At 68.2% G+C, this 26,056-nt stretch carries 20 protein-coding genes; 9 read left to right on the top strand and 11 right to left on the bottom strand.

The window, feature by feature from the left end; translation table 11 throughout:
• Nucleotides 1-86 precede the first annotated feature (86 nt).
• A complete protein-coding gene (gene mfd, locus F3S47_RS08185; RefSeq protein WP_150444755.1) occupies nt 87-3,545 on the bottom strand; it encodes a transcription-repair coupling factor in 3,459 nt (1,152 codons plus the stop codon).
• Between the two features lie 68 nt (nt 3,546-3,613).
• A complete protein-coding gene (locus F3S47_RS08190) occupies nt 3,614-4,144 on the bottom strand; it encodes a component of SufBCD complex (RefSeq protein ID WP_150444756.1) in 531 nt (176 codons plus the stop codon).
• A 129-nt stretch (nt 4,145-4,273) separates the two neighbouring features.
• Between F3S47_RS08190 and hemB the strand changes: the two genes are divergently transcribed.
• The 4 genes from hemB to F3S47_RS08210 all read left to right on the top strand — a co-directional run bounded on the left by hemB (nt 4,274) and on the right by F3S47_RS08210 (nt 6,550).
• Nucleotides 4,274-5,272, top strand: coding sequence for a porphobilinogen synthase (gene hemB / locus F3S47_RS08195; RefSeq protein WP_150444757.1), 999 nt, complete (start codon nt 4,274-4,276; stop codon nt 5,270-5,272).
• A 108-nt stretch (nt 5,273-5,380) separates the two neighbouring features.
• Entirely contained in the window at nt 5,381-5,941 is a 561-nt protein-coding gene (locus tag F3S47_RS08200; RefSeq protein WP_150444758.1) for a lipid-binding SYLF domain-containing protein, read from the top strand.
• Between the two features lie 71 nt (nt 5,942-6,012).
• Nucleotides 6,013-6,243 (top strand): type II toxin-antitoxin system CcdA family antitoxin, encoded by a 231-nt coding sequence (locus tag F3S47_RS08205; protein ID WP_150444759.1) that lies wholly within the window; start codon nt 6,013-6,015, stop codon nt 6,241-6,243.
• The gene (locus F3S47_RS08210) at nt 6,236-6,550 is read left to right on the top strand and encodes a CcdB family protein (protein ID WP_150444760.1); all 315 of its coding nucleotides are present in this window, start codon (nt 6,236-6,238) and stop codon (nt 6,548-6,550) included. The genes F3S47_RS08205 and F3S47_RS08210 overlap by 8 nt, the downstream gene beginning before the upstream one ends.
• Before the next feature lie 3 nt (nt 6,551-6,553).
• Here the strand turns inward: F3S47_RS08210 and F3S47_RS08215 are convergent, their stop codons facing one another.
• The 5 genes from F3S47_RS08215 to F3S47_RS08235 all read right to left on the bottom strand — a co-directional run bounded on the left by F3S47_RS08215 (nt 6,554) and on the right by F3S47_RS08235 (nt 12,988).
• Nucleotides 6,554-7,642, bottom strand: a complete 1,089-nt coding sequence (locus F3S47_RS08215) for an ABC transporter ATP-binding protein (protein WP_150444761.1) — start codon at nt 7,640-7,642, stop codon at nt 6,554-6,556.
• Between the two features lie 19 nt (nt 7,643-7,661).
• Nucleotides 7,662-9,317: an alpha-amylase family glycosyl hydrolase gene (locus F3S47_RS08220; RefSeq protein WP_150444762.1), complete on the bottom strand. Its 1,656-nt coding sequence runs from the start codon at nt 9,315-9,317 to the stop codon at nt 7,662-7,664.
• A 10-nt stretch (nt 9,318-9,327) separates the two neighbouring features.
• The gene (locus F3S47_RS08225) at nt 9,328-10,554 is read right to left on the bottom strand and encodes a carbohydrate ABC transporter permease (RefSeq protein WP_150444763.1); all 1,227 of its coding nucleotides are present in this window, start codon (nt 10,552-10,554) and stop codon (nt 9,328-9,330) included.
• A gap of 16 nt (nt 10,555-10,570) precedes the next feature.
• Nucleotides 10,571-11,557: a carbohydrate ABC transporter permease gene (locus F3S47_RS08230; protein ID WP_150444764.1), complete on the bottom strand. Its 987-nt coding sequence runs from the start codon at nt 11,555-11,557 to the stop codon at nt 10,571-10,573.
• An 87-nt stretch (nt 11,558-11,644) separates the two neighbouring features.
• Complete coding sequence (locus F3S47_RS08235; protein ID WP_150444765.1) at nt 11,645-12,988, bottom strand: ABC transporter substrate-binding protein; 1,344 nt, start codon at nt 12,986-12,988, stop codon at nt 11,645-11,647.
• Nucleotides 12,989-13,284: 296 nt separating this feature from the next.
• On the opposite strand from F3S47_RS08235, the gene F3S47_RS08240 reads away from it, so the two are divergent.
• Genes F3S47_RS08240 through F3S47_RS08250 form a run of 3 tightly spaced genes read left to right on the top strand, consistent with a single transcriptional unit; the run spans nt 13,285 to nt 16,628 of the window.
• Nucleotides 13,285-14,328: a substrate-binding domain-containing protein gene (locus F3S47_RS08240; protein ID WP_150444766.1), complete on the top strand. Its 1,044-nt coding sequence runs from the start codon at nt 13,285-13,287 to the stop codon at nt 14,326-14,328.
• On the top strand, nt 14,325-15,650 hold the full coding sequence (locus tag F3S47_RS08245) for a GH1 family beta-glucosidase (protein ID WP_150444767.1): 1,326 nt from the start codon (nt 14,325-14,327) through the stop codon (nt 15,648-15,650). Before F3S47_RS08240 ends, F3S47_RS08245 begins: the two co-directional genes overlap by 4 nt.
• Nucleotides 15,651-15,656: 6 nt before the next feature.
• The gene (locus F3S47_RS08250; protein WP_150444768.1) at nt 15,657-16,628 is read left to right on the top strand and encodes a glucokinase; all 972 of its coding nucleotides are present in this window, start codon (nt 15,657-15,659) and stop codon (nt 16,626-16,628) included.
• Here the strand turns inward: F3S47_RS08250 and F3S47_RS08255 are convergent.
• The 4 genes from F3S47_RS08255 to F3S47_RS08270 form a co-directional block, all read right to left on the bottom strand.
• Complete coding sequence (locus F3S47_RS08255) at nt 16,588-18,894, bottom strand: PAS domain-containing hybrid sensor histidine kinase/response regulator (RefSeq protein WP_150445041.1); 2,307 nt, start codon at nt 18,892-18,894, stop codon at nt 16,588-16,590. The two genes, F3S47_RS08250 and F3S47_RS08255, sit on opposite strands and share 41 nt — an antisense overlap.
• A gap of 191 nt (nt 18,895-19,085) precedes the next feature.
• On the bottom strand, nt 19,086-20,249 hold the full coding sequence (locus tag F3S47_RS08260; RefSeq protein WP_150444769.1) for an RsmB/NOP family class I SAM-dependent RNA methyltransferase: 1,164 nt from the start codon (nt 20,247-20,249) through the stop codon (nt 19,086-19,088).
• A gap of 17 nt (nt 20,250-20,266) precedes the next feature.
• Nucleotides 20,267-21,715: an IMP dehydrogenase gene (gene guaB, locus F3S47_RS08265; protein WP_150444770.1), complete on the bottom strand. Its 1,449-nt coding sequence runs from the start codon at nt 21,713-21,715 to the stop codon at nt 20,267-20,269.
• A 91-nt stretch (nt 21,716-21,806) separates the two neighbouring features.
• On the bottom strand, nt 21,807-22,925 hold the full coding sequence (locus tag F3S47_RS08270) for a hypothetical protein (RefSeq protein ID WP_150444771.1): 1,119 nt from the start codon (nt 22,923-22,925) through the stop codon (nt 21,807-21,809).
• Nucleotides 22,926-23,120: 195 nt separating this feature from the next.
• Between F3S47_RS08270 and F3S47_RS08275 the strand changes: the two genes are divergently transcribed.
• Complete coding sequence (locus F3S47_RS08275; protein WP_150444772.1) at nt 23,121-25,166, top strand: ASKHA domain-containing protein; 2,046 nt, start codon at nt 23,121-23,123, stop codon at nt 25,164-25,166.
• 64 nt (nt 25,167-25,230) lie between these two features.
• Nucleotides 25,231-25,983, top strand: coding sequence for a sulfite exporter TauE/SafE family protein (locus F3S47_RS08280; RefSeq protein ID WP_150444773.1), 753 nt, complete (start codon nt 25,231-25,233; stop codon nt 25,981-25,983).
• The last annotated feature ends 73 nt before the right edge of the window (nt 25,984-26,056 follow it).

A 26,056-nucleotide genomic window follows, 5' to 3' on the forward strand; every position in this document is an offset into this window, starting at 1 on the left:
AATATGATTAACAATGCGCAGGAGTTTCAGGATTACCCTGCAGCGCCAGTCACTTACCTGCGTGACCAACCGTGGTCACCGTGGCGTCAGGCCGCCTTCTTCGGCTTTTCCACCTTCTCCGCCAGGTCCCGGGCGATGGCGAAGGCGCCGCGGATCTTGTCGGCGTCGTTCTTCCAGTCGCGGCGGACGACGATCTTGTTGTCCTTCACCTTGGCGAGCCCCTTCTGGTGCTCGATGAAGTCCACGAGCCCCTGGGGCGAGGCGAACTTGTCGTTGTGGAACCGGATGGTCGCGCCGCGCGGCCCGCCGTCGAGATGGCTGATCCCGGCACGCTTGCACATGGCCTTGATGCGGACCACGAGCATCAGCGTGTTGACCTCCTTCGGCAACTCCCCGAACCGGTCGATCAGTTCGGCCGCGAAGCCCTCGAGCTCCACTTTCGTCGTCAGATCCGACAGCCGCCGGTAGAGCCCCAGCCGCACGTCGAGGTCCGGCACGTAGTCCTCGGGGATCAGCACCGGCACGCCGAGGTTGATCTGCGGCGCCCACTGCCCGTCGTCCGAGATCCCCTCGGCCTCGCCCGACTTGATCTTGCCGATCTGCTCCTCAAGCATCGACTGGTAGAGTTCGTAACCCACCTCGCGCATCTGGCCCGACTGCTCGTCGCCCAGCAGGTTGCCCGCCCCGCGGATGTCGAGGTCCTGGCTCGCAAGCGTGAACCCGGCGCCCAGCGTGTCGAGAGAGCTCAGCACCCGCAGCCGCTTCTGCGCCTGCTCGGTGAGCTTCGCCCGCGGCTTCGTCATCATGTAGGCGTAGGCGCGCGTCTTGGAGCGCCCGACCCGGCCGCGGATCTGGTAGAGCTGGGCGAGGCCGAACATGTCGGGACGCCAGACGATCATCGTGTTCGCCGTGGGGATGTCGAGCCCGCTCTCCACGATGGTCGTCGCCAGCAGCACATCGTACTTGCCGTCGTAGAAGGCGTTCATCCGGTCGTCGAGTTCGCCCGCCGCCATCGAGCCATGGGCGGTGACGTAGCTGACCTCCGGCACCTGCTCCTTCAGGAACTCCTCCATCTCGGCCATGTCCGAGATCCGCGGCACCACGAGGAAGCTCTGCCCGCCGCGGTAGCGTTCGCGCAGCAGCGCCTCTCGGGCGGTGATCGCGTCGAACTCGCTGACGTAGGTCCGGATCGCGAGCCGGTCGACCGGCGGCGTGCCGATAATTGAAAGCTCCCGCACGCCCGACAGGCTGAGCTGCAGCGTCCGCGGGATCGGCGTCGCGGTGAGGGTGAGGACGTGGACGTCGGTCCGCAGCTGCTTCAGCCGCTCCTTGTGCGTCACGCCGAAGCGCTGCTCCTCGTCGATGATGAGCAGGCCGAGGTTGCGGAAGCGGACGCCCTTGGCCAGCAGCGCGTGGGTCCCCACGACGATGTCGACGTCCCCCGAGGCCATGCCGGCCTTGGTCTCCGCCGCCTGCTTCTGGCCGACGAAGCGCGAGAGCGCGCGGACCTTGATCGGAAAGCCTCGGAAGCGCTCCTGGAAGCTCTGGGCGTGCTGCCGGGCAAGCAGCGTGGTGGGCGCGATCAGGGCGACCTGAACGCCGGACATGGCCGCGACGAAGGCCGCGCGCATGGCGACCTCGGTCTTGCCGAAGCCCACGTCGCCGCAGATCAGCCGGTCCATCGGGGTACCGGCCTCCATGTCCTCGAGCACCTGCTCGATCGCGGAGAGCTGGTCGTCGGTCTCCGAATATGGGAAGCGCGCGAGGAACTGGTCCCACATGCCCTCGGGCGGCGTCAGAACCGGCGCGGTTCTGAGCGCCCGTTCGGCCGCCACGCGGATCAGCCGCTCGGCCATCTCGCGGATGCGTTCCTTGAGGCGGGCCTTCTTGGCCTGCCAGGCGCCGCCGCCCAGCCGGTCGAGCAGACCCTCCTCGTGGCCGAACTTCGACAGCAGCTCGATGTTCTCGACCGGCAGGTAGAGCTTCGAGCCCTCCGCGTATTCCAGCAGCAAGCACTCGTGCGCCGCGCCGGCCGCGGTCACGACCTCCAGACCGAGGTATCGGCCCACGCCGTGGTCGACGTGAACCACGAGATCGCCCGGGGTCAGGCTCTGGTGCTCGGTCAGGAAGTTCTCGGCACGCCGCTTCTTCTTCGGCGCGCGGATCAGCCGGTCGCCCAGCACGTCCTGCTCGGAGATAACGGTGATCTTGCCGTCGCCGAGCGGCCCCTCGAAGCCGGATTCCAGGGCCCAGACAGCCAGATGCAGGCCGCTCTTGCCAACCCGCGTGAAGTCCGTGACGGGAATGGTCTCGGCCAGACCCTCGTCCTCGATGAGGCCGGAAAGGCGTTCGCGCGCCCCTTCGGAATACGAGGCGACGACGACCGGACCTTCTTCGAGCTTTGCGCGAAGATGATCGGCCAGGGCCCCGAAAAGGCTGATGCTTTCCTGCTGCCGCTCGGGAACGAAGTCGCGCCCCGCGCGGCCGCCCGCGTCGATGATGCCGGGGCCGGAGGCGCGCGGCAGGGGCGAGAACTGGAGCACGCGCCGATCGGAGATCGCCTCGGCCCAGGCCGCCTCGTCGAGGTAGAGCGTCTTCGGTGGCGCGGGCTTGTACACAGTGTCGTGCCGCGACTTCTCGTTCATCGCGATCCGGCGCGTCTCGTAGGCGTCGTCGATCAGCGTCCAGCGGCTGTCGCGCGCCGCGGCCGACTGGTCGTCCAGCGTGACCGAGGCGCCGGGAAGGTAGTCGAAGAGCGTCTCAAGCGTCTCGTGGAAGAAGCCCAGCCAGTGCTCCGCCCCCTGGTGTTTCCGTCCGGCGCTGACCGCCTCGTAGAGCGGGTCGTCGGTGCCCGCCGCGCCGAACTCCAGCCGGTAGTTCTGGCGGAAACGGGTGATCGCGGCGTCGTCGAGGATGACCTCGGAGACCGGTGCAAGCTCGACGGTGCTCAGCTTCTCCGTCGTGCGCTGGGTGACCGGGTCGAACCGGCGGGCGCCATCGAGGACATCGCCGAAAAGATCGAGCCGCACCGGCCCGAGTTCGCCCGGCGGGTATATGTCGATGATGCCGCCGCGCACCGCATAGTCCCCGGGCTCGGCGACGGTCGGCGACTGGCTGAAGCCCATGCGGACGAGGAAGTCCTTGAGCCCCTGCTCGTCCACGCGGCTGCCCACGTCGGCCCGGAAGGCCGAGTTCCGCAGCACGTTGCGCGCGGGGACCTTCTGGCTCGCCGAATTGACCGTGGTCAGCAGGACAAAGCGCTTGGGCATGTCGTGGACCAGCGCGGCCAGCGTCGCCATGCGCGAGGCGGAGATATCCGCGTTGGGCGAGACCCGGTCGTAGGGAAGGCAGTCCCAGCCGGGAAAGGTCAAGACCGGCAGCGAGGGCGCCCAGAAGGCGAGCGCCGCCTGCATCGCCGCCATGCGCTTGTCATCGCGCGCGACATGAATGACGGGCCCGTCGGACTTGTCGAGCTCGTTGAGGACGAGGCGCGCGTCGAAGCCCTCTGGGGCTCCGCCGACGGTGATCTGGCTGGCGTCTGACATGGGCGCTTCCCCTAAAGGCCGGGTCCGGGGTGTCAACTCCGCTCTGGCCCGCGGCGTTCGCCGGATGATCAGAAACCGTTGATCCAGTTGTGGCTGAGGTTCTGCGCCATGCCCCAGAAGGCGGTGACGAAGATCGATACCATGCCGATCACCTGCACGATCTGGCGGTGCCGCAGGAGCCGGCGGTAGAGCTCTTCGCCCTGCGGCTCGTCCCGCTCCAGACGGCGCGCAGTGGCCAGCGACAGCGCGAGGACGCCCGAGAGCGGCAGACCGATCAGGAAGAGCGCCTGGGCGAATTCCACGTCGTAGACGAAGCCGAGGATCGCCAGCGCCGTGAGCAGGAAGCAGAGGAAGCCGATCAGCACCAGCCCAGAGACCCGGCCGATGAAGAGCAGTCGCCGGACATTGATGCTGACCAACGTCTCCAGGTCCTCCTGCGCCTGCCCCCCGTGGCGCCGGGCGCGGGTGATCATGTCGAAGGGCACGCCCAGCACCCAGTGGCTGGCCGAGGACCACACGACGGCCAGCGCGATCCAGAACCAGAGGTTCGAGAACGACCGCATGTCGATGACTTCGAAGATCGTCTGGGTCCAGTCCACGGTGCCCGGCCTCGCTCCTCCCAGGGATTTTCGCCGGACCCTATCGCCGCCCCCAACGGATGCCCAGACTTGCTGGGCGCGATATTCCGTGGCACCTCGTCCTGTGACCTGAAAGGCCCGGCTGACCCTATGACACCCACCGTCGCACCCTTCCCCGCCGCCCGTCTGCGCCGCCTGCGCCGCACGCCCGCCCTGCGCGCCATGGTGCGGGAGAACGCTCTCTCCCCGTCCGATTTCATCTGGCCGGTCTTCGTGATGGAGGGCACCGACGCGGAGGAGCCGATCCCCTCGATGCCCGGCGTCTCGCGGCTGACGGTGGACCGGGTTGCCAAGGCCGCCAAGCGGGCCGAGGCCCTCGGGATCCCCGCCATCTGCATCTTTCCCTACACCCCGCAAGACGCGCGGACCGAGGACTGCGCCATGGCCTGGGACACGGACAACGTCGCGAACCGCGCGATCCGCGCGGTCAAGGAGGCGGCTCCGGGCATCGCGGTGATGACCGACATCGCGCTCGATCCCTACAACATCAACGGCCAGGACGGCTACGTCGTGGACGGCGAGGTGGTGAACGACGAGACGGTCGGGGCGCTGGTGAAGATGGCGCTCGCGCAGGCGCGCTGCGGGGCGGACATCCTGGGGCCGTCGGACATGATGGACGGACGGATCGGCGCGATGCGCGATGCGCTCGAGGCGGAGGGGCACCGCGACGTGACGATCCTCTCCTATACCGCGAAATATGCCTCGGCCTTCTACGGGCCGTTCCGCGACGCCGTGGGGGCCTCGGGCGCGCTGAAGGGCGACAAGACGACCTACCAGATGGACCCGGCCAACTCCGACGAGGCGCTGCGGCTGGTCGAGCGGGACCTCTCGGAGGGTGCGGACATGGTCATGGTGAAGCCGGGGATGCCCTACCTCGACATCTGCAGGCGCGTGAAGGACCAGTTCGGCGTGCCGACCTTCGCCTACCAGGTCTCGGGCGAATACGCGATGCTGACGGCCGCGGCGCAGAACGGCTGGCTCGACGGAGACAAGGTGATGATGGAGTCGCTCATGGGCTTCAAGCGCGCCGGATGCGACGGGATCCTGACCTACTTCGCCCCGCGCGCGGCAGAGCTTCTCGGCGCCTGACCGCCGGTCACTGCCTGCCGTCAGAGGATGGGTGACAGGCAAAGACCCGCCGCCTATACTTCGCGAAGACCGGTCGTCAACAAGGCCGGCGAGCAGACGAGGCACATCATGAGCAGTTTCACCAGACGGAGTCTTCTGGCCGGGCTGGGCGCATCGACGCTCGCCCTCGCGGCTTGCGGCAACGGCATCGGCAGCCGGAGCGGCCCGATGATCGACGCGCGCGTCGATACCACCCTCAACTTCATGCGGCAGACCTATCCCTCATCGGACGAGCTTCTGTCGAACGCGGCCGGCGTGCTGGTCATGCCGCTGGTGACGGAGGCCGGGTTCGGCGTGGGCGGCGCCTACGGCCGCGGCGCCCTTCGTGTCGGCGGCACGACGGTCGACTACTATTCCGCCGCCACGGCCTCCGCGGGCCTGCAGATCGGGGCGCAGCAGTATTCGCACGTCCTGTTCTTCATGACCGACGCGGCACTGGCGAACTTCCGGCGCAGCGACGGCTGGGTCGCGGGCGCGAATATCGAGTACGCGCTGAAGGACCAGGCGGATTCGCTCGCGGCCGAAACGCTGACCTCCCGCTCCCCGGTCATCGCGCTCGTCTTCGCCCAGGCCGGGTTGCGGGTCGGTGCGACGGTCGAAGGCACGAAGTACACGCGCATCATTCCCTGAGGCTGGTGGCCTTGGTTGCCAGACGCACCGGTGCGGTCTATGTGTAAAACATACCACATCGGAGCACGGTCATGGCCCACCGCAAGTCCACCTCGCTGACCCTCGACCGCGATCTTCTGGACGAGGCCCGGGCCCTCGGCGTGAACATCTCGCGCTCCGCCGAGGAAGGCGTCGCCGCCGCCGTCAAGGCCGAGCGCCAGCGCCGCTGGAAGGACGAGAACCGCGAAGCGATGGAAAGCATGAACCGCTGGGTCGAGGAGAACGGCGTCCCATTCAACGAGTACCGCAAGTTCGGTGTCTGAGCCCCGTATCTTTCACCAGTTCGACGTATTCCGGCAACCGGATCGGAGCTACGTCCTGAATCTCAGGAACGACGTTCTCGACGGATTACCGGTCTTGCCGGTCGCCCTGTTGGAACCGGCGGAAGGGCGGTACACAGCGATCCGCGGCCTGCAACCGGTCCTCACCGTTGGCGAGGTCAGACTGCGGCTGGCACCGCACTTCCTCGTGACGCTGGCCCTGCCGGAGGTCGGCCCGACAATCGCGAACCTCGCCCACGAGCGCGACGAGATCATCCGCGCGCTGGACCTTCTCCTGACCGGCGTCTGAGCCCTACCGGTAGTAGAGCGACCGGCCGTTGTTGAAGATCTGTACCTTCTCGGGCTCGGCCGTCAGCTTGATCTCGCGGCCGCGCATGTCCCGGTGGATGCCGAGGAGCTTCGCGATGACCGGCTGGTCGGTGCCCTGCGTCTCGAAGTAGAGCAGCGTCACCTCGCCCAGGGCCTCGGTGATGTCGACCTTGCCGGTGTAGGCGGCCTCTCCCTCCGTCGCGTGGAAGTCCTCGGGCCGGATGCCGACGTTGACCTCGAGACCCTTGTCGGCCTCCTGCGTCTTGATCGAGGAAGTGACGACACCGCCGTCCCTGAGGCGCACGGTCGTCTGCTCTCCCGTCTCGACGATCTCGCCGGGGAAGAGGTTCATGGCCGGCGAGCCAATGAACTGCGCGACGAACTCGTTCTCGGGGCGCTCGTAGAGCTCCAGCGGCGTGCCGACCTGGGCGATGCCCTTGTTGGCGAGCACGACGATCCGGGTAGCGAGCGTCATCGCCTCGACCTGGTCGTGCGTGACGTAGATCATCGTGCTGTCGGGCATCGACTCCTTGAGCTGGGCGATCTCCAACCGGGTCGCGACACGCAGCGCGGCGTCGAGGTTCGAGAGAGGCTCGTCGAAGAGGTAGACCTTCGGGTCCCGGACGATCGAGCGACCGATGGCGACACGCTGACGCTGACCGCCCGAGAGCGCCTTGGGCAGGCGGTCGAGGTAGGGTTCGAGCTGGAGGATCTTTGCGGCCTTGGTCACCGCCGCGTCGATCTCCTCCTTCGACTTCTTGGCGAGCTTGAGCGAGAAGCTCATGTTGTCGCGCACGGTCATGTGCGGGTAGAGCGCGTAGGACTGGAACACCATGGCGATGCCCCGCTGCGCGGGGGGCACGTCGTTGACGACCTGTCCATCGATCTCGAGAGTGCCGCCGGTGATCTTCTCCAGCCCCGCGATCATCCGCAGCAGCGTGGACTTGCCGCAGCCGGAGGGGCCGACGAAGACGACGAGCTCGCCGGTCTCGATGTCGAGGTTGATGTTCTTGAGCACGTCGACGGTGCCGCCGTAGGTCTTCGCGACATCCGTGAGTTTCAGATTGGCCATGGTCGTCCCTCCCTGACGTCTATAGCTGCCGCTCGGCGAGGCAGACTTGCCACGGGCCGAGCCGGACCTTGCCGTCTTCCGGCACCTCGGCGGTATCGAGTTCGGATCCGACCTGCCGCCACCGTCCCTCCGGCAGGTCGAAAAGCGCCGGCTCGCCGGAAACGTTGAAGGCGCAGTAGATCTGCACGCCGTCATGCTCGCGGCTGAAATAGAGCACGTCGCCGAGGTGACGCACCGCGCTGTGCTCGCCCTTCATCAGGGCGAAATGCTCGTGGCGCAGCGAGATGACCCGGCGGTAGTGGTGAAGCAGCGCGTCCCCGTCCTGCTCCTGCGACGCGACCGAGCGATGCAGGTGCTTGATCGAGACCGGCAGCCAGGGCTTCACCTCGGTGAAGCCGGCGTACTGGTTCGAGGGCTCCCAGGGCATCGGCGTGCGGCAACCGTCACGGCCCTTGTACTCGGGCCAGAACTCGATCCCGTAGGGATCCTGCAGGTCCTCGTAGGAGACATCGGCCTCCGGAAGGCCCAGCTCCTCGCCCTGGTAGAGGCAGACCGAGCCGCGCAGGCACATGATGAGCGTGGCGAGCATGCGGTTCTGGTCCGGTCCCAGCTGCCAGCGGCTCGTGTGGCGCATGACGTCGTGGTTCGAGAAGGCCCAGCAGGCCCAGCCGTGGCTCGCCTCCTCGTCGACGCGGTTCATCACCTCGGCGATGCGTCCGGCCGTGGGCGGATCCTTGGCCAGGAACTCGAAGGCGTAGCACATCTGCATGAGATCGTTGCCGGCCGTGTACTGGCCCATGATCTGCAGGCCGCGCTGCGCGTCGCCCACCTCTCCGACGGCGGCGGCGCCATACGGCTCCATCTCGGCCCGGAGCCGGCGCAGGAAGGCCAGGTTCTCGGGCTGGTTCTTGGAGTAGAGGTGCTCCTGGTGATTGTAGGGGTTCACCGAGGGCGCGATCGTCGAGTTCCGCAGCTCGGGCGGAAGCGGAGGATTGTCCCGCAGGTACTTGTCGTGAAAGTAGAAATTGATCACGTCGAGGCGGAAGCCATCGACCCCCCGGTCGAGCCAGAAGCGGGCGACGTCGAGCATCGCCTCCTGAACCTCGGGCTCGTGGAAGTTGAGGTCGGGCTGCGACACGAGGAAGTTGTGCAGATAATACTGCTCGCGGCGACTGTCCCACTGCCAGGCGGATCCGCCGAAAATGGACAGCCAGTTGTTCGGCGCGGTGCCGTCTGGCTTGGGATCGGCCCAGACGTACCAATTGGCACGGTCGTTGCGGCGGCTCGACCGGCTCTCGGTGAACCAGGGATGCTCGTCCGAGGTATGGGAGAGCACGAGGTCGATCATCACCCGGACGCCGAGCCCGTGCGCGGTCTCGATCACCCGGTCGAAGTCCGCGAGCGACCCGAAAAGCGGGTCGACGTCGCGGTAGTTGCTGACGTCGTAGCCGAAGTCCTTCATCGGCGAGGTGAAGAACGGCGAGATCCAGATCGCGTCCACGCCGAGCGACGCGATATAGGGCAGCCGCCGGACGATGCCGCCCAGATCGCCGACCCCGTCGCCGTTGCTGTCCTGGAACGAGCGCGGGTAGATCTGGTAGATCACCGCGCCACGCCACCAGTCGGGGTCTTTCTCGATCAGCGCGCGCGGCGCCTCGGCTACGGCCAAGCTCATGCCCTCATCCCTATTTCACGGACCCTGCGAGCAGTCCGCGGACTAGGTATTTCTGCATGGCGAAAAAGACCACAAGGGGGACGGCGATCATCACGAATGCCGCTGCGGCAAGGATGTGCCACTCGCCGCCCCGCGACCCGAGCAGGTTGGTCACGACGAAGCGCGTCATGACAGTGCTTTCGGTGTCGGCCGGCAGGAAGACAGAGGCGACCAGGAGGTCGTTCCAGGTCCAGAGGAACTGGAAGATCGCGAAGGAGGCCAGCGCCGGGAAGCTCAGCGGCAGGACGATCTTGGTGAAGATCTCGAAGTCGGTGGCCCCGTCGACCTTGGCGTTCTCGATGATATCTCGCGGCAGGCCGACCATGTAGTTCCGCAAGAGATAGATCGCGAGTGGCAAGCCGAAGCCGGTATGCGCGAGCCAGATACCGAGGAAGCTCTTCCCGATCCCGAACCAGCCGTGGATGATCGTCAGCGGCACGAAGGCGAGCTGCAGCGGGACCACGAGCAGGCCCACCACGATCGCGATGAGCAGGCCCCTGCCCGGGAAATCCATCCAGGCCAGCGCGTAGGCGGCGAAGGCTGCGATGACGATCGGGATGATCGTCGCCGGGATCGAGACCGTGAGCGTGTTGATGAAGGGCCCGAAGAGCGCTTCGTCCGAGAAGAGCATCTCGTCGAGCGAGAGCCCCTCCTCCCGCGCCTCGGCGCGTTCCGCCGTGTTCCGGTCGGTCAGGACCTCGGCGTAGTTCTCGAGAGTGACCTGAGGCGGCGCGACGAGCGCCATGGGCAGGACGAGCGGATCCTCGAAGCGTTCGGGTGAGACGGCGCTGATCGTGCCGTCGGCCTGGACCGTGATCTCTCCCCCGCCCCTCAGTTCGGCGGTCTCGCCTGGCTGGGTATTGGGGCCGCGCAGGCGGGAGGTGCCGAAGCTGTCGACGCGCTCGCGCTCCAGGATGTCAGGCGGCAGCCCTTCGGCCGCCGGTCCTTCGAAGACGTTGGCCCGGACAACCCAGCTTCCGGCCTCCTCGACCTGGTCGTCGATCGGAACGGTCACGACGTAGGTCTGCGGCGCGCCCTGCAGGGCCTGCCACCAGCCGGTCTGCGAGATCGCGTCCTGGTCGCGCAGCGAGGTGACGAAGAGACCGACCGTCGGGATGATCCAGATGAGGACCAGCAGGAAGGTCGCGATGTGGGTGGCGATGCTCAGGCCCGATTTCTGGCCGGCGATGTTGTCCATGTCCCGCTCCCCTCTCTCAGCGCAGTTCCTGCCGGGCCTGGCGGATGTTCCAGACCATGACGGGCAGCACGAGGATCATGATGACGACCGAAATGGCCGTGGCGAAGCCGTAGTTGCCGCTGTCGAAGTACTGCATCATCTGCGTCGGCAGGATCTCGAGGTTGCGGTACTGGTTCCCCATGGCGGCGACGATGTCGTAGACCTTGAGGACAAGGATGGTGATCGTCGTCCAGACCACGATGATCGTGCCGACGATCTGCGGGACCTTGATCCGGAAGAAGATCTGGAACGGGTTGGCGCCGTCGATGATCGCGGCCTCCACCGTCTCTTCCGGCACGCCGCGGAGTGCGGCGGAAAGGATGACCATGGCGAAGCCGGTCTGGATCCAGATCAGCACGACCATCAGCAGGAAGCTGTCGACGATCTGGCCGTTGATGAAGGTCACGCCCTCCTCCGCGCCGAAGAGGCCGCGGATGGCGTTGAGCACGCCGATCTCGATGTCGGGGTGGTAGACGAAGCTCCAGATCAGCGATGCGCCGACGAAGCTGATCGCCATGGGCATGAAGATCAGTGACTTGGCGAAGTTGCCCCAGGACAGCCGGTCGGTCAGCTGCGCGGCGATCAGGCCGAAGAAGGTCGATGCGGCAGGGACCACGAGGACCCAGAGCAGGTTGTTCAGAAGTGCGACCCGGAAGGTGCTGTTGAGGAAGATTTCCTCGTAGTTCCGGTACCAGCCGCCCGTGGCGACGCCCGAGGTCACCGAGAGCCAGGCCGAGTAGAAGACCGGCACCACCAGGTAGAGCCCGAGGGCGAAGATGGCCGGGAAGGTGAAGAGCCAGGGCCGGATCGCGTTGGCCTTGTTGATATTGGCCCCGATGTTCTCGCCCCGCGCGGGGAAGAAGACGTTGTCCAGCAGGTAGTTGGAGACCCAGAAGTAGGCGAACATGCCGCCCACGCCGATGATGATCGTGAGGATCCCTGACAGGATCACGGAATCGAACATGGCTGTCCCCCTCTGTCCCTCCGGGCGTGTCCCCCGGTCATGTGATCCGGCGCGCGGCCAGGTGCCGCGCGCCGGACCGGATCCAGCTTACTGGATGGCGTCCCAGGCACTCTGGATGGACTCGGCCTCGGCCTGAGCGTCTCCCGTGCGCAGGTACTCGACCATGCCGGTCCAGAAGGCACCGGCACCGATCTCCGACGGCATCAGGTCGGAGGCGTCGAAGCGGAACGAGGTGGCGTCGAGGAGGATGTCCCCCATGCCGCGCAGCGTGTCGTTCGCGTAGAGCTCGGTGTTCACGCCGCTGTGGGGCGTCAGGAAGCCCGACTGGTTCATCCAGATCTCGTGGCTGATCGGGGTCTTGAGGAACTCGATCATCGCGTGGGCCGCCTCGTTCTCGTCGGTGATGGCCCAGACCGTGCCGGCGCCGAGCACCGGGCTGCCGAGGTCTTCGCTCTCGAAAGCGGGGAAGTAGAAGAAGTCATACTCCGCGTCTTCCGGGAAGAAGGTCGGGATGAACGAGGCCTGACGGTGCATCAGGCACTCCGGCGGCAGCGTGAAGAGGCCGTCGGGCGAGTCGCGGAAGTCGGTGTTGACGACCTCGGCGCCGGACATGCCGGTGTAGTCCTCGTTCAGCGCGAACTGGCCGAAGGTCTCGATCGCGTTCACGACTTCCTCGGAATCGAAGGGAAGCTCGTTGGTCACCCACTGGTCGTAGGTCTCGAGCGACTGCGTGCGCAGCATGATGTCCTCGACCCAGTCGGTCGCCGGCCAGCCGGTCGCGTCACCGCTTCCCAGGCCGATGCACCAGGGGGTGAAGCCGTCCTCGACCGCCTGGTCGGAAAGCGCGATGAGCTCTTCCATGGTGGTCGGGATCTCGTAGCCGAGCTCTTCGAAGACCGGCGGGGAGTACCAGACGAGGGATTTCACGTCGACCTTGTAGAAGAAGCCGTTGAGGGCCTCGCCCCCGGCCTGCTCGTTCTGCGAGGTCGCGAGGTCGACCCAGGAGTCGCCCGCGGCGTAGTTCTCGGAGATCCAGCTCGCCGTCTCGTCGTCGAGCGGCGTCACGTCGCCCGCGGCGGCGAGGTCGGCCAGCAGGCCCGGCTGCGGGATGACGGCCATGTTCGGCAGGCCGCCGGTCTGCGAGGCGCGGCGGATCTCGCTCTCGAAGCTGTCGGAGCCGGAGTACTCGACATTGGCGCCGGTGGCCTCCTCGAAGTAGGCGATGACGCTGTCGACGAGGTCGCGGTCGTCGCCGATCCAGGGACCGGAAATGGTGAGGGTCTGACCGCTCAGGTCATGGGCGTCGGCAAAGCTCTGGTAGCTGTCCCAGTTGAACTCTCCTTCCCCGATGGGGAAAACGAGCTCTTGCGCGTTGGCAGAACCGGCGCAGAGAGCCACAAGGGCAGCGCCGGCAAATAGCTTGGTCTTCATTGAATGCCTCCCGGTTGTCGCACATCGTTGCGTGCGGGTCGTCATGATGCGCCAGGGCGCGCCCGGCGATCTGATCAGATGTCTGCCCAGACCGGGAGCGTTTGCCCAAAGCGCTTTGGACTTGGGGAGGGTCGCGCAAGTTCCAGAACCTGTCAATGTGCAATCTCATTTGCTGCACCGCCGCTTAATCCTTTTGCGGTCGCAGAAATCTATATCGTTTTAGAAGCCCCTTGGCACCGAAGCGGCGACGTGACTAATCTATGGGCGATTGAAAGCGCTTTGGACGCCGCCCGCCCATGAACCTCAAGCAGCTGTCGCAGACGCTGGGCCTCAGCCAGACCACGGTGAGCCGTGCGCTGAACGGCTACCCGGAGGTCAGTGCCGCGACACGCAAGCGGGTGCTCGAGGCGGCCCAGGCACACAACTACCGGCCCAACACCCGCGCCAAGGGCCTCGCCACCGGCCAGGCCATGGCGATCGGGCACGTCATACCGCTTTCGCTCAAGCACGAGATGGTCAACCCGATCTTCGGCGACTTCATCGCCGGCGCCGGCGAGACCTTCGCCGAGAGCGGCTACGAGATGGTCCTGGCGATGATCAACCCGGGCCAGGAGGCCGAGGTCTACCGCTCTCTCAAAGCGCGCGGATCGGTGGACGGCGTCGTGATCCACGGCCCGCGGATCGACGACCCGCGGATCGACCTGCTCGAAGAGGTCGGCCTGCCCTTCGTGGTGCACGGCCGGGTGACAGGACACCACCGGCCCTATTCCTGGCTCGACGTCGACAACCGGTCGGCCTTCCTGCGCGCCACGCGCTTCCTGGCGGACCTCGGCCACCGGCGGATCGCGTTGATCAACGGCCAGGAAGACATGGACTTCGCCCATCGCCGTCGGCGCGGCTACGAGCAGGCGCTGGTGGAACGGGGTCTGCCCCTCGATCCCTCGCTCTGCGCAGACGACGAGATGACCGAGGCCTTCGGCTACGAGGCCGCCAGCGCCATGCTCGCCCGGTCCGATCCTCCGACGGCCTTCGTCGTGGCCTCGCTGATCTGCACCCTCGGCGTGCGCCGGGCGATCGACGAGCGGGGCCTGACCCTCGGCCGCGACGTGAGCCTCGTCACGCACGACGACGAACTCTCCTACCTGCGCAACGGCGGCGAGGTCCCGATCTACACCGCCACCCGCTCCTCGGTCCGCGATGCCGGCCGCCGCACCGCGCGGCTGCTCATCGACCGGATCGCCACCCCCGACGCGCCGCACCGGCAGGAACTGCTCGAGGCGCAACTGGTGGTGGGGTCGTCCACCGGCCCTGCCCCGCATCTCCAAGGAACACTTGCATGAACTTCTCCCGTAACGATTTCCCCGAGGACTTCCTCTTCGGGGCCGCCACGGCCGCCTACCAGATCGAGGGCCACGCCTACGGCGGCGCGGGCTCGACCCACTGGGATACCTTCGCGGCCACGCCCGGCAACGTCATCCGGGCCGAGAATGGCGACGTGGCCTGCGACCACTACCACCGTTACGAGGAAGACCTCGACCTGCTGCGGGACGGCGGCTTCGACGCCTACCGCTTCTCGACGTCTTGGGCGCGGGTCCTGCCAGAGGGCCGCGGCGCGGTGAACGAAGAGGGTCTCGACTTCTACGACCGGGTCGTCGACGCCTGCCTGGAGCGCGGGCTGAAGCCCTTCCACACGCTCTATCACTGGGAGATGCCCTCGGCGCTCGCCGACCTCGGCGGATGGACGAACCCGGACGTGGCGGACTGGTTCGCCGATTACGTCGAGATCATCCAGAAGCGGATCGGCGACCGGACCCATGCCGTCGCCACCATCAACGAGCCCTGGTGCGTCGCCTTCCTCTCCCATTTCCTCGGCCACCATGCGCCCGGCCTCCGGGACATCCGCGCCACCGCGCGCGCCATGCACCACGTCTGCAAGGGCCACGGGAAGGCGATGACCCGGCTGCGCGAGCTGGGCGCGCAGAACTGCGGAATCGTGCTTAACTTCGACCATACGACCCCGGCCGACGACAGCCCCGGCGCGGCGAAGGCCGCGGACCTGCAGGACGGGATCTTCAATCGCTGGTTCATCGAGGCGATCACCAAGGGCACCTACCCGGACATCGTGCTCGAGGGGCTCGGCCCGCACATGCCCAAGGGCTGGGACGAGGACATGAAGGAGATCTCGCAGCCGATGGACTGGCTCGGGGTCAACTACTACACCCGCCACTTCGCCAAGCCTGACCCGGAGGCGCCCTGGCCCGCCATCGCGCCGGCCGAGGGCGACCTGCCGCGCACCCAGATGGGTTGGGAGATTTATCCCGAAGGGCTCACCGACTTTCTCGTGCGGATGTCGCGCGACTACGTCGGCGACATGCCGATCTACGTCACCGAGAACGGGATGGCCTGGGACGACCGGGTCGAGAACGGTGCGATCTATGACCCCGAGCGGACGGATTTCGTCGAGCGTCATATCCTCGCGGCGAAAGCCGCGCTCGACCAGGGCGCCAACGTGAAGGGCTTCTTCTACTGGTCGCTGATGGACAACTACGAATGGGCCTTCGGCTACGAGAAGCGGTTCGGAATGGTCCACGTGGACTTCGACAGCTTGAAGCGCACGCCGAAGGCGTCCTATCACGCGCTCAAATCCGCTCTCGCCCGCTGAGGTCCCATGACGCATCCGCCGAACACCCTTTCGCTCGTGGCCGATATCGGCGGGACCAACACGCGCGTCGCGTTGGCCCGCGGGCGCGAGGTGCTGCCCGAGACCGTGCGGCGCTACCGCAACGCGGAGTTTCCCGGGCTGGAGACCGTGCTGCGGCGCTTCATCCAGGACGAGGATGACGTCGATTGCACCGCCGCCTGCGTGGCGGTCGCGGGCCCGGTGCGCGACGGCCGCGCCTCGCTCACCAACCTCGACTGGACCATCGACGGCGCCACCCTCGCCCGCGCCACCCGGGCCGAGACCGTGGCGATCCTGAACGACCTTCAGGCGCAGGGACATGCGCTGGGGCATATCGCGCCGGGTAACATCCGCACTCTGGTCGATGGTCCGGCCGCGCGGCCGCACGAAACGAAGCTCGTGATCGGCGTCGGCACCGGCTTCAACGCCGCCCCCGTCTTCGAGACACCCCGCGGGCGCCTGGTCTCCCCGTCGGAGAGCGGTCACGCCAACCTGCCGATCCGGACCGAGGCGGAGCTGCGGCTCTGCCAGTACGTCAGCACGGCTCATGGCTTCCCGGCGGTCGAGGACGTTCTCTCGGGCCGGGGGCTGGAGCGGGTCTACGCCTGGCTCGGCGAGGAGGCCGGCGATCCGCGCGAGCTGTCCGCGGCCGGCATCATGGAGGCCTGCGACAGCGGGAAGGACCCGCGTGCCGTGGAGGCCGCCCGTCACTTTGCCAGGATCCTCGGGACGGTCTGCGGCAACCTCGCCCTGATCCAGCTGCCCTTCGGCGGCGTGTATCTCGTGGGCGGCGTCGCGCGGGCCTTCGCGCCTCACCTGGAGGCCTACGGGTTCGACGACGCCTTCCGGGACAAGGGACGGTTCGCCGGATTCATGAGCAACTTCGGTGTCTTCGTCGTCGAGGACGACTACGCGGCGCTCACGGGCTCTGCCGCGCATCTGGTGGAGCTTCGCGGCTGATCTCGACCCGGCCCGCCGACAGCTGATCGGTCACGGCGCGGGTCAGGTCGGTCAGCGAGAAGGGCTTTGGCAGGAAGACCGAGTTCGCGACCTGCGACTGGTTCTCGGCGACGGCATCTTCCGCGTAACCCGACACGAAGACGACACGGGTCTGCGGGCGGTCCTGCAGGGCCTCCCGGACCCAGGTCGGCCCGTCCTTGCCCGGCATGATAACATCGGTCACGAAGATGTCGATGCGCAGGTCGGGGTTCTCGAGCAGGTCGAGCGCGGCCTCCGCGCTGTCTGCCTCGAGCACGGTGAACCCGCGAAGCCGGAGCGCGCGAGAGGCGAAGGCGCGGACCGGAGCCTCGTCCTCGACCAGAAGCACGACGCCTTCGGTGACCTCGTCCTCCGGCGCGGGGAGCGCGGGCATCTGGCCGTCGGGACGATGGCCGAGCGTGGCGGCCGGCTCTTCGTCCCGCGCCGGGAAGTAAAGGGTGAAGGTGGTCCCGAGGTCCGGCGCGCTGTCGGCGAAGATATAGCCGCCTGTCTGCTTCACGATGCCGTAGGCCGTCGAGAGGCCGAGACCCGTCCCCTCTCCCAGCCGCTTGGTCGTGAAGAAGGGCTCGAAGATCTTCGCGAGCGCCTCCTCCGACATGCCCCTGCCCTCGTCGATGACGCGGACCGCCACCCAGTCGCCTTCGGGGACCGTCGTGCGATCCCGACGGAGGGGCTCGGAGAGGTGAAGGCTCTCGGTCTCGATGCGGATCTCGCCGCCAGTCGGCATAGCGTCGCGGGCATTGACGACGAGGTTCATCATGACCTGCTCCAGTTGCCGCTTGTCGGCGCGGATGCAGCGCAGGTTCGGGTCATGGGAGAGCGTGAGCGTGATGCGCTCGCCGACCAGCCGGTTGAGCAGGTGCGTCAGGTCCGAGAGCGTGTCGCGGAGGTCCAACGCCGAGAGCCGCAACGTCTGCTTGCGCGAGAAAGCGAGCAGCTGGCCGACGAGGCTGGCCGCGCGGTTCGCGTTCTGATGGATCTGAACGAGGTCGCCGTAGTCGGGATCGCTCTCGTCGTGGCGCAGCAGCAGCAGGTCGCAGTGGCCCGAGATCGCGGTCAGGAGGTTGTTGAAGTCATGCGCGACACCGCCTGCGAGCTGCCCGATCGCCTGCATCTTCTGGCTCTGGACGAACTGGGCCTCGAGCGACTTGAAGTCGGTCACGTCCCGCAGAACGGCGATGAGATGCGGCTCGTGCCCCGCATCCTCGCCGACGCGATTGAGCGCCACCTGGACGAAGGTATCCTCGTTGCAGCCGATCACGCGCAGGAATTCCGGGGCAACCCTGCCCTGCCCCTCGCTCGCCTCGCGCAGCCATTGTCCGACCGGACGACCCAGCCCGTCGAAAATCTCGCCCAGCCGACGGGGCGAGGCGGGGCCGAGCTTCAGGAGTTGGCGCGCCTGCCTGTTCGCCTCCAGGACCTCGCCCTCGGACGAGAGCCTGAGGAGCGGGACCGGAAGGTCTTCGATCGCGTCCCAACCGGGGGCCTCCACCCGCTTGATGCCGTCGCCGGGCAGCAGGTAGATCTCGCGGCGGCCGCCCTTTGTCGTCACCTCTCCCACGAGGCGATGCATCGGACCGTCCTGACCGCGCACCTCGTGGATGCGCCCGCTCACCAGCGGCAGGTCCGTGAAGACGGCATTGAGCGACTTGACCCGGCCGCCCGTCAGCTCGCGGAAGGCCGCGTTCATGTAGAGGATCGTTCCGCTCGGGCCCGCGGTGAGCATCGGCAGACCGAGGGTCTCCAGGCTCTGGGCCGTGCCGCCGCGTTCCGACTCCTCTTCCAGCCGCCATAGGAAGATCTCGCGGTCGAGGCGCTGGACGGCCAGCCGGACCGTGGCGCGTCGCGTCATGATCTCCTCGAGGGCGTGACCCTCGGCATGAGCGCGGCTCTGGAGACGGAACAGGACGGCCCCGGGATTGGCGAAGATGTCGGTCAGCACGAATCCCAGCGACCGCGTGAAGGGATCGCCGAAGCGCTCGTGGGCGGCGGCATTGCGCGCGGCGATCTCGCCCTCGCCCGTCGTCACGAAGGCCACGGCGGGATCGTTCTCGATCAGCTGGGTCGCCGCGCCGATCAGGACGCGGCGGCGCCTGCTGGTCCGCGCCCGAACGAACATGAGTCCGAAGCCGGCCAGGGCGCTGATCCCCGCGGCGGCGCGCAGCGCCACGACCTGGACCGGATCGGAGGCGATGAGGCTGCCGGCGATGGCCCCGCAGGCGACCATCAGGATTGCCCAGGCCCGAACGTCGGTCAGCGAATTGCGCGGCTGCGCCGCTGGTCTAGCTATCGCGGATTGCGTCACCCCGCCTGCCCCTCAGACTTGATCGCTTACTCATTACCCCGGGTCGTTTAAGGCGGGATTAACAGCGACGTCAGAATACGCGGGGGCGTTCCGGAGGCAAAGACCCAAGGGCTTCACGCCCGCGCCAGGATCGCCAGGAAGAACCCGTCTCCGGTCTCGGACGGCTCGATCCGCAGCCGCTCGCGCTCGACCCAGCCGGGCGTCCGCGCGAGGAAAGCCGCGATGCGGTCCTCGTTCTCTTCCTTCAGGATGGAGCAGGTGGCGTAGGCCAGGTGCCCGTCGCGCGCCACGAGCCCTGCCGCCGCGTCGAGCACGTCGTCCTGCATCGCCGAAAGCTCGGCGAGCCGCGCGGGCGTGAGCCGCCATTTCGCCTCCGGGTCGCGCCGCCAAGTCCCGCTGCCGGAACAGGGCGCGTCACAGAAGACGAGATCGTATTGCCGGGCGGTGTCGAGCGTCCCGGGAGTCGCGGTGGGCACGCCGATCCCGGCCCGGGCCGCACGTTCGGGCAGATCTGCCATACGGGCCGCGGCGATGTCGTGGGCGAGGATCGCGGCATCGGTCAGGTCCGCGAAAGCCAAGGACTTTCCGCCCGCACCCGCACAGTAGTCCAGAACACTCCTGCCGGCGTAGGGCACAAGCCGGTGGACCACGGCCTGGGACGAGGCGTCCTGGACCTCCGCCAGCCCTTCCGACAGCGCGGAGGAGCGCGCCACGCGACGGGGGTTCGAGGTGACGCTCACGGCGGTTGCGACCTCGGGATGCGGTTCCGCCTCGATCCCCTCGCGGAGCAGGCTCTCGACCAAGGTGTCGCGATCCGTTCGCCGCAGGTTGACGCGCAGGTGCATCGGCGCACGGCGGCGCAGGACGTCACAGACGGCCTCCGTCCTTTCTCCGAAGGCCTCCTCGAGCCGTGGAAGGAGCCAGTCGGGCATGTCCGCGGCCTCGTTCCGCGATGGCTCCCGGCCCGCCGCACGCTCGGCCTCGGTGAGCGGTTCGGGTGCGTGGCCCGTGCCGGAAAAAATCTCGGTCAGCTGTCCGCCTGTCGACCGCACCAGGCCGATCACGAGGCCCCGGCCGGTCTCGGCACCGCCCCGGGCGGCGAAACTCCGGCGGCAGCGGAGGGCGTCGAAGACGATATCGCGGACGGCGGCACGGTCCTTGGACCCTGCGTAGCGGGCGCCGCGCGCCCAGCCCTGGTAGGCGGGCTCGATCGGAGACCCGGCCAGCCAGCTGTCGAGGATGCCGATGGCGGCGGCATGGCGCGCGGCGGGGGTCACGGCTTGGCGCTCCGGCCTCAGGCCATCCGGTAGTTCGGCGACTCCCGGGTGATCTGCACGTCGTGGACGTGGCCCTCGGCGAACCCGGCGCCGGTGATTTTCACGAACTGGCAGTTGTGGCGCATCTCTTCGACGGTGGCGCAGCCGGTGTAGCCCATCGCGGCCCGCAGACCGCCGACGAGCTGGTGGATCACGGCCTGCGCGGTCCCCTTGTAGGGCACCTGCCCCTCGATCCCCTCGGGCACCAGCTTGTCGCTCGCGGCGTCCTTCTGGAAGTAGCGGTCGGCCGAGCCCCGCGCCATCGCGCCGAGCGAGCCCATGCCGCGGTAGGACTTGTAGGAGCGGCCCTGGTAGAGAATGACCTCGCCCGGGCTCTCGTCGGTGCCGGCGATCATCGAGCCGACCATGGCGCAGGAGGCGCCGGCGGCGATGGCCTTGGCGAAATCGCCGGAGAACTTGATGCCGCCGTCGGCGATGACGGGCGTGTCGCCCGCGGCCTCGGCGCACTGCATGATGGCCGTGAGCTGCGGCATGCCCACTCCCGCGACGACGCGCGTGGTGCAGATGGAGCCGGGGCCGATGCCGACCTTCACAGCGTCGGCCCCCGCGTCGATGAGCGCGCGCGTGGCCTCCGCCGTCGCCACGTTGCCGGCCACGACCTGCACCTCGTTCGAGAGGGTCTTGGCCCGCTCGACGGCCCGGGCGACGCCCTCGGAATGGCCGTGGGCCGTGTCGATGACGATCATGTCGACGCCCGCATCGACGAGCGCGGCGGAGCGTTCGTAGCCCGCGTCGCCCACCGTGGTCGCCGCCGCGACGCGCAGTCGGCCAAGCCGGTCCTTGCAGGCCTCGGGGTTCAGAACCGCCTGCTCGGTGTCCTTGAGCGTCAACAGGCCGGTGAGCTTGCCGTCCTTGTCGGTGACCAGCAGCTTCTCGATCCGGCGGGCCTTCATCAGGCTGCGCGCCTCCTCGAGATCCGCGGGTTCTTCGAGGATCGCCAGCCGGTCGGAGGTCATCATGACGTGGACCGGCGTGTTGTCGTCCTGCGCGAAGCGCATGTCGCGGTTGGTCACGATACCCACGACGCGGCCGCCTTCGCCCACCACGGGGAAGCCCGTTACGCGATAGCGCTCCATCAGGCGGCGCGCATCGCCGAGCGTCTGGTCGGGCGTGAGCGTGATGGGCTTGTAGACGATGCCGGAGACGAAGCGCTTCACGCGGCGGACCTCGTCGGCCTGGACGTCGATATCGAGGTTGCGGTGAATGACCCCCATGCCGCCGGACTGCGCCATGGCGATGGCCATGCGCGCCTCGGTCACCGTGTCCATCGCCGAGCTGAGAAGCGGGATGTTGAGCGCGATGTCGCGGGTCACGCGGGTGCGGATGTCGGCGGTGTTCGGCAGAACCGAAGACGCCTGGGGCACCAGCAGCACATCGTCGAAGGTGAGCGCCTCGCGAATCTCCATCTGCCTCTCCTCGGGATGGTGTCGTTTGGCGCGTCCCTATTGCACGCCCTTGCCCCGAGGCAAACCCCTAGCAGCGCACCACTCGGTGAGTTCAGGCCGCGGCGCGGACGGTTTCCTGCAGGGCGCGGGCGGACCGGCGCGCATCGGCCGCCCCGAGGGCCCGGCCGCAGAGCGCGTCGAAGGCCTCCCCGTCGGGCCAGTGCGAGGCGATCTTCACTCTCAGGTAGTTGCGCAGGATATCCTGGGCCAGCGCATCCTCTCCGTCCGCGAGGACCTTGGCGCAGACCGCGTTGACGAGGTCCTGCCCACCCGGCCCTTCGGAAACCTCGGACAGCCGCGCCATCAGCGTCGCGCGGCACCATCCTGGAAGCGCCGCGAGAGGTCCCGATCCGGCCGCGGCGAGCTGGACGCGCAGCAGCGGTCCGGGTCCGCCGAAGATGCGCCGTGCTGCGACCGTCAGGCCGAGGTGACGCGAAAGCGCGCCGACACCCGGGGGACCGAGCGCCGCGAGCCGGCGGGCGTGGTGGACGTAGGGCCGCGCATTGCCGCGGTCGGCCTCGACCCAGTCCCGAAAGGCGCGGTCCAGGGCTTCGGGGTCCCGGGTCGCGCAGGCCCGGGCGTGGTAGGCCGCCTCGGCCAGGCAGGGGACCGTGACGATCTCCAGGTCGTGCCGGTCCAGCGCCTGCTCGATGTCGCGGGTCCAGCTCTGGGCCAGCGCCCGGCCGGCTTCGCCCGCCTCGGCCTCGGCGCGCAGGATCGCCGCCGCCATGGCGCGGCAGTGGAGCGCGGTCAGGGCGGGCTCGCCCGTCTCGGCGGCCCGCGCATGGGGCGCGAGCGCCTCCGGCAGATCGCCGAGGTTCTCGGCCTCGCGTACCCGAGCAGTGGCCGCGTCCATCGCGACGTCGTAGAGACGCTGTCCGTCGGTGGCGTCCGAGGGGCCGTTCGACAGGAGCGCGAGGCAGCGGGCCAGCAGGCTCCAGCGCTCGCGCTCCATGAGATCCTGGACGATCTCCCGCAACTCGCGGACATCGGCGGCCTCGGGCGGGCGTGCGACACGTCGACCCGGAAAGGCCACGCGCCCGCGCATCGCCTCCACTCTCCGGCGCAGAGGCTCGCGGGGGCCGCGAACCGCCAGGACGAGAGCTGCGAATATGAAGAGCAGGCCAGAGGCGAAAAGTGCCACGGGCGGGCTCAGGGTCAGATCGGGCATTCTAAACGCTCCCGACTAAATATCGGTTAACAGTCGGCTCAGACCGCGGCTCGGATGGGGCAAAGCTGGGGCGGTCGCGTGACATGCGGGCGCGCGACGCCGCAAACGGGCCGCGGCGCGACGCCTCGCGGCCTTTCGCCCGGCGGGCCGATGGGTATGGTGCGCCCGACCCCTTTCGGGAATAAGGCCTGCCCCATGTCCGAGGATCCGCTCGTCATCTTCACGCCCTCCGGCAAGCGCGGGCGGGTGCCCGCCGGCACGCCGGTGCTGACCGCCGCGCGGCAGCTCGGCGTCGATCTCGATTCCGTCTGCGGCGGGCGCGGCATCTGCTCCAAGTGCCAGGTCGCCCCCGCCTACGGCCAGTTCTCCAAGCACGGGGTCACCGTCGCCGAGGATGCGCTCGGTCCCTGGAACGCGGTCGAGCAGCGCTACCACGACAAGCGCGGCCTCGCCGCCGGGCGGCGGCTGGGCTGCCAGGCCACCATCGAGCGCGACGTGGTGATCGACGTGCCGCCCGAAAGCCAGGTGCACCGCCAGGTGGTCCGCAAGGCAGCGGCCGTCCGGGCGGTCACGATGGATCCGGCCACGCGGCTCGTCATGGTGGACGTGGCCGAGCCCGACATGCATTCGCCCACGGGGGACTTCGAGCGCCTGCGACGCGCGCTCCTGGACCAGTGGGAGATCGGCGAGGTCACCGCCGACCTGCCGATCCTGTCCCGCCTCCAGCCCGTACTGCGCAAGGGCGAATGGCGGGTGACGCTCGCGCTCCACCAGCCGCGTGAGGGGGCGCCCGCCCGGATCACCGAGATCTGGCCGGGCTTTTTCGAGGGGCCGCTCTACGGGCTGGCCATCGATCTCGGCTCCACCACGATCGCCGCGCATCTGACCGATCTCGTCACCGGCGGGGTCACCGCCAGCGCCGGGGTGATGAACCCGCAGATCCGCTTCGGCGAAGACCTTATGAGCCGGGTGTCCTACTCGATGATGAACGAGGGCGGCGCGGGCGAGATGACCCGGGCGGTGCGCGAGGCGCTCGATCGGCTCTCGGTCGAGATCGCCACCGAGGGCAAGATCGACCCGGGCCAGATCGTGGAGGCGGTCTTCGTCTGCAACCCGGTCATGCATCACCTGCTGCTGGGCATCGACCCGGTGGAGCTCGGCCAGGCCCCCTTCGCCCTTGCCACTTCGGACTCGGTCGAGATTGCCGCCGCCGAACTCGGCCTCACCTCGGTCGCGCCGGGCGCGCGGGCCTACGTCCTGCCCTGCATCGCCGGTCATGTCGGCGCGGACGCGGCCGCCGTGGCGCTCTCGGAAGAACCCGAGGCGAGCGAGGACCTCGTACTCATCGTCGACGTGGGGACCAATGCCGAGATCCTGCTGGGCGACCGGAACCGGGTGCTCGCCTGCTCCTCGCCCACGGGTCCGGCCTTCGAGGGCGCCCAGATCAGCGCGGGCCAGCGCGCCGCCCCCGGCGCCATCGAGCGGGTGCGGATCGATCCCGAGACGAAGGAACCGCGGTTCAAGGTCATCGGCTGCGACCTCTGGTCCGACGAGCCCGGTTTCGACGAGGCGACCGCCGCCACGGGGATCACGGGCATCTGCGGCTCGGGCATCATCGAGGCCGTGGCCGAGATGCGCATGGCGGGCCTGCTCGACACCTCCGGCCTGATCGGCGGTGCCGAGGCCACGGGCACGCCGCGTTCCGTCGCGGAGGGCCGGACGCATGCCTACCTCCTGCACGACGCCACCGAGTCGGGCGGCCCGCGCATCACCGTCACCCAGGGCGACATCCGGGCGATCCAGCTCGCGAAGTCGGCCCTCTACGCCGGGGCGCGCCTGCTCATGGACGAGCGCGGAGTCGACGAGGTGGACCGCGTGGTGCTTGCAGGAGCGTTCGGCGCGCATATTTCGCCCCAGCACGCCATGGTCCTGGGGATGATCCCGGACGTGGCGCTCGACAAGGTGACCTCGGCCGGAAACGCCGCCGGGACCGGCGCGCGGATCGCGCTCTGCTCCCGCGCCGCCCGGGCAAAGATCGAGGCACAGGTTCGCAGGATCACCAAGGTCGAGACGGCGATCGAGCCGCGCTTCCAGGAGCATTTCGTCGCCGCGAACGCCATCCCGCACGCCACGGCGCCCTACCCCCACCTGCGCGCCGCGGTGCCGCTTCCGGAGCTTTCCTTCAACGTGGGCGGCGGCGGTGAGTCCGGCGGACGGCGGAGGCGCCGCCGCTCGGGCTGAGCGTCCCGCAACCGATTGCACCTCCCGCCCAGAAGCCTAGTGTGCCCACCGAAAGGCACTGGTTTTGGACACTCCCGAATTCTTCTGGCTCGCCGCAATCGCGGCGGCCTTCTTCGTCGGCGGCAGCAAGGGCGGCCTGCCGATGATCGCGCTCCTGAGCGTTCCCACGATGTCGCTGGTCATGCCGCCGATGCAGGGGGCCGCGCTGCTGCTGCCGGTCTACCTCGTGAGCGACGTCTACGGCATCTGGATCTACCGTCACGCCTATTCCAAGCGGAACCTGGCGATCCTGATACCCGCCGGCGCGCTCGGCGTGCTCGCGGGCTACCTGCTGGCGGGCCAGATCGACGAGGACGCGGTCCGGATCGTCATCGGAGTTGTGGGGCTCACGTTCCTGGCCATGCGCATGTGGACGCGCTTCAGCGGCACGTCGAAGCCCAAGCCGGCGGACGTTCCCCGCGGCATCTTCTGGGGCACGATCTCGGGCTTCACCAGCTTCGTGAGCCATGCGGGCGGACCGGCCTTCCAGCTCTACGCCCTGCCCCAGCAGCTGCCGAAACTGACCTTTGCCGGCACCTCCACCATCCTCTTCGCGGCGATCAACCTCATCAAGGTGCCGCCCTACCTCGCCCTCGGCCTGATGGAGGTCCGCGACCTGCAGACAGTCGCCCTGCTGTCGCCCGTCGCCATTCTCGGGGCCTGGGTCGGCTACCGCATCACGCGGATCCTGCCCGAGCGGGTCTTCTTCCTCATCGTCGAGCTCGCGCTCTTCGCGATCTCGGTGAACCTCATCCGGGCGGGCGTCATGGGGCTCTGACCCCGCGGATTGCCCTGAAGTCGCGCGTCGACGAGTCCCGGGCTGACATGCCCGGAGTCTGTTGACGCAGGTC

This window comes from Histidinibacterium aquaticum (genome assembly GCF_008710275.1).
Classification (GTDB): Bacteria; Pseudomonadota; Alphaproteobacteria; order Rhodobacterales; family Rhodobacteraceae; genus Oceanicola; species Oceanicola aquaticus.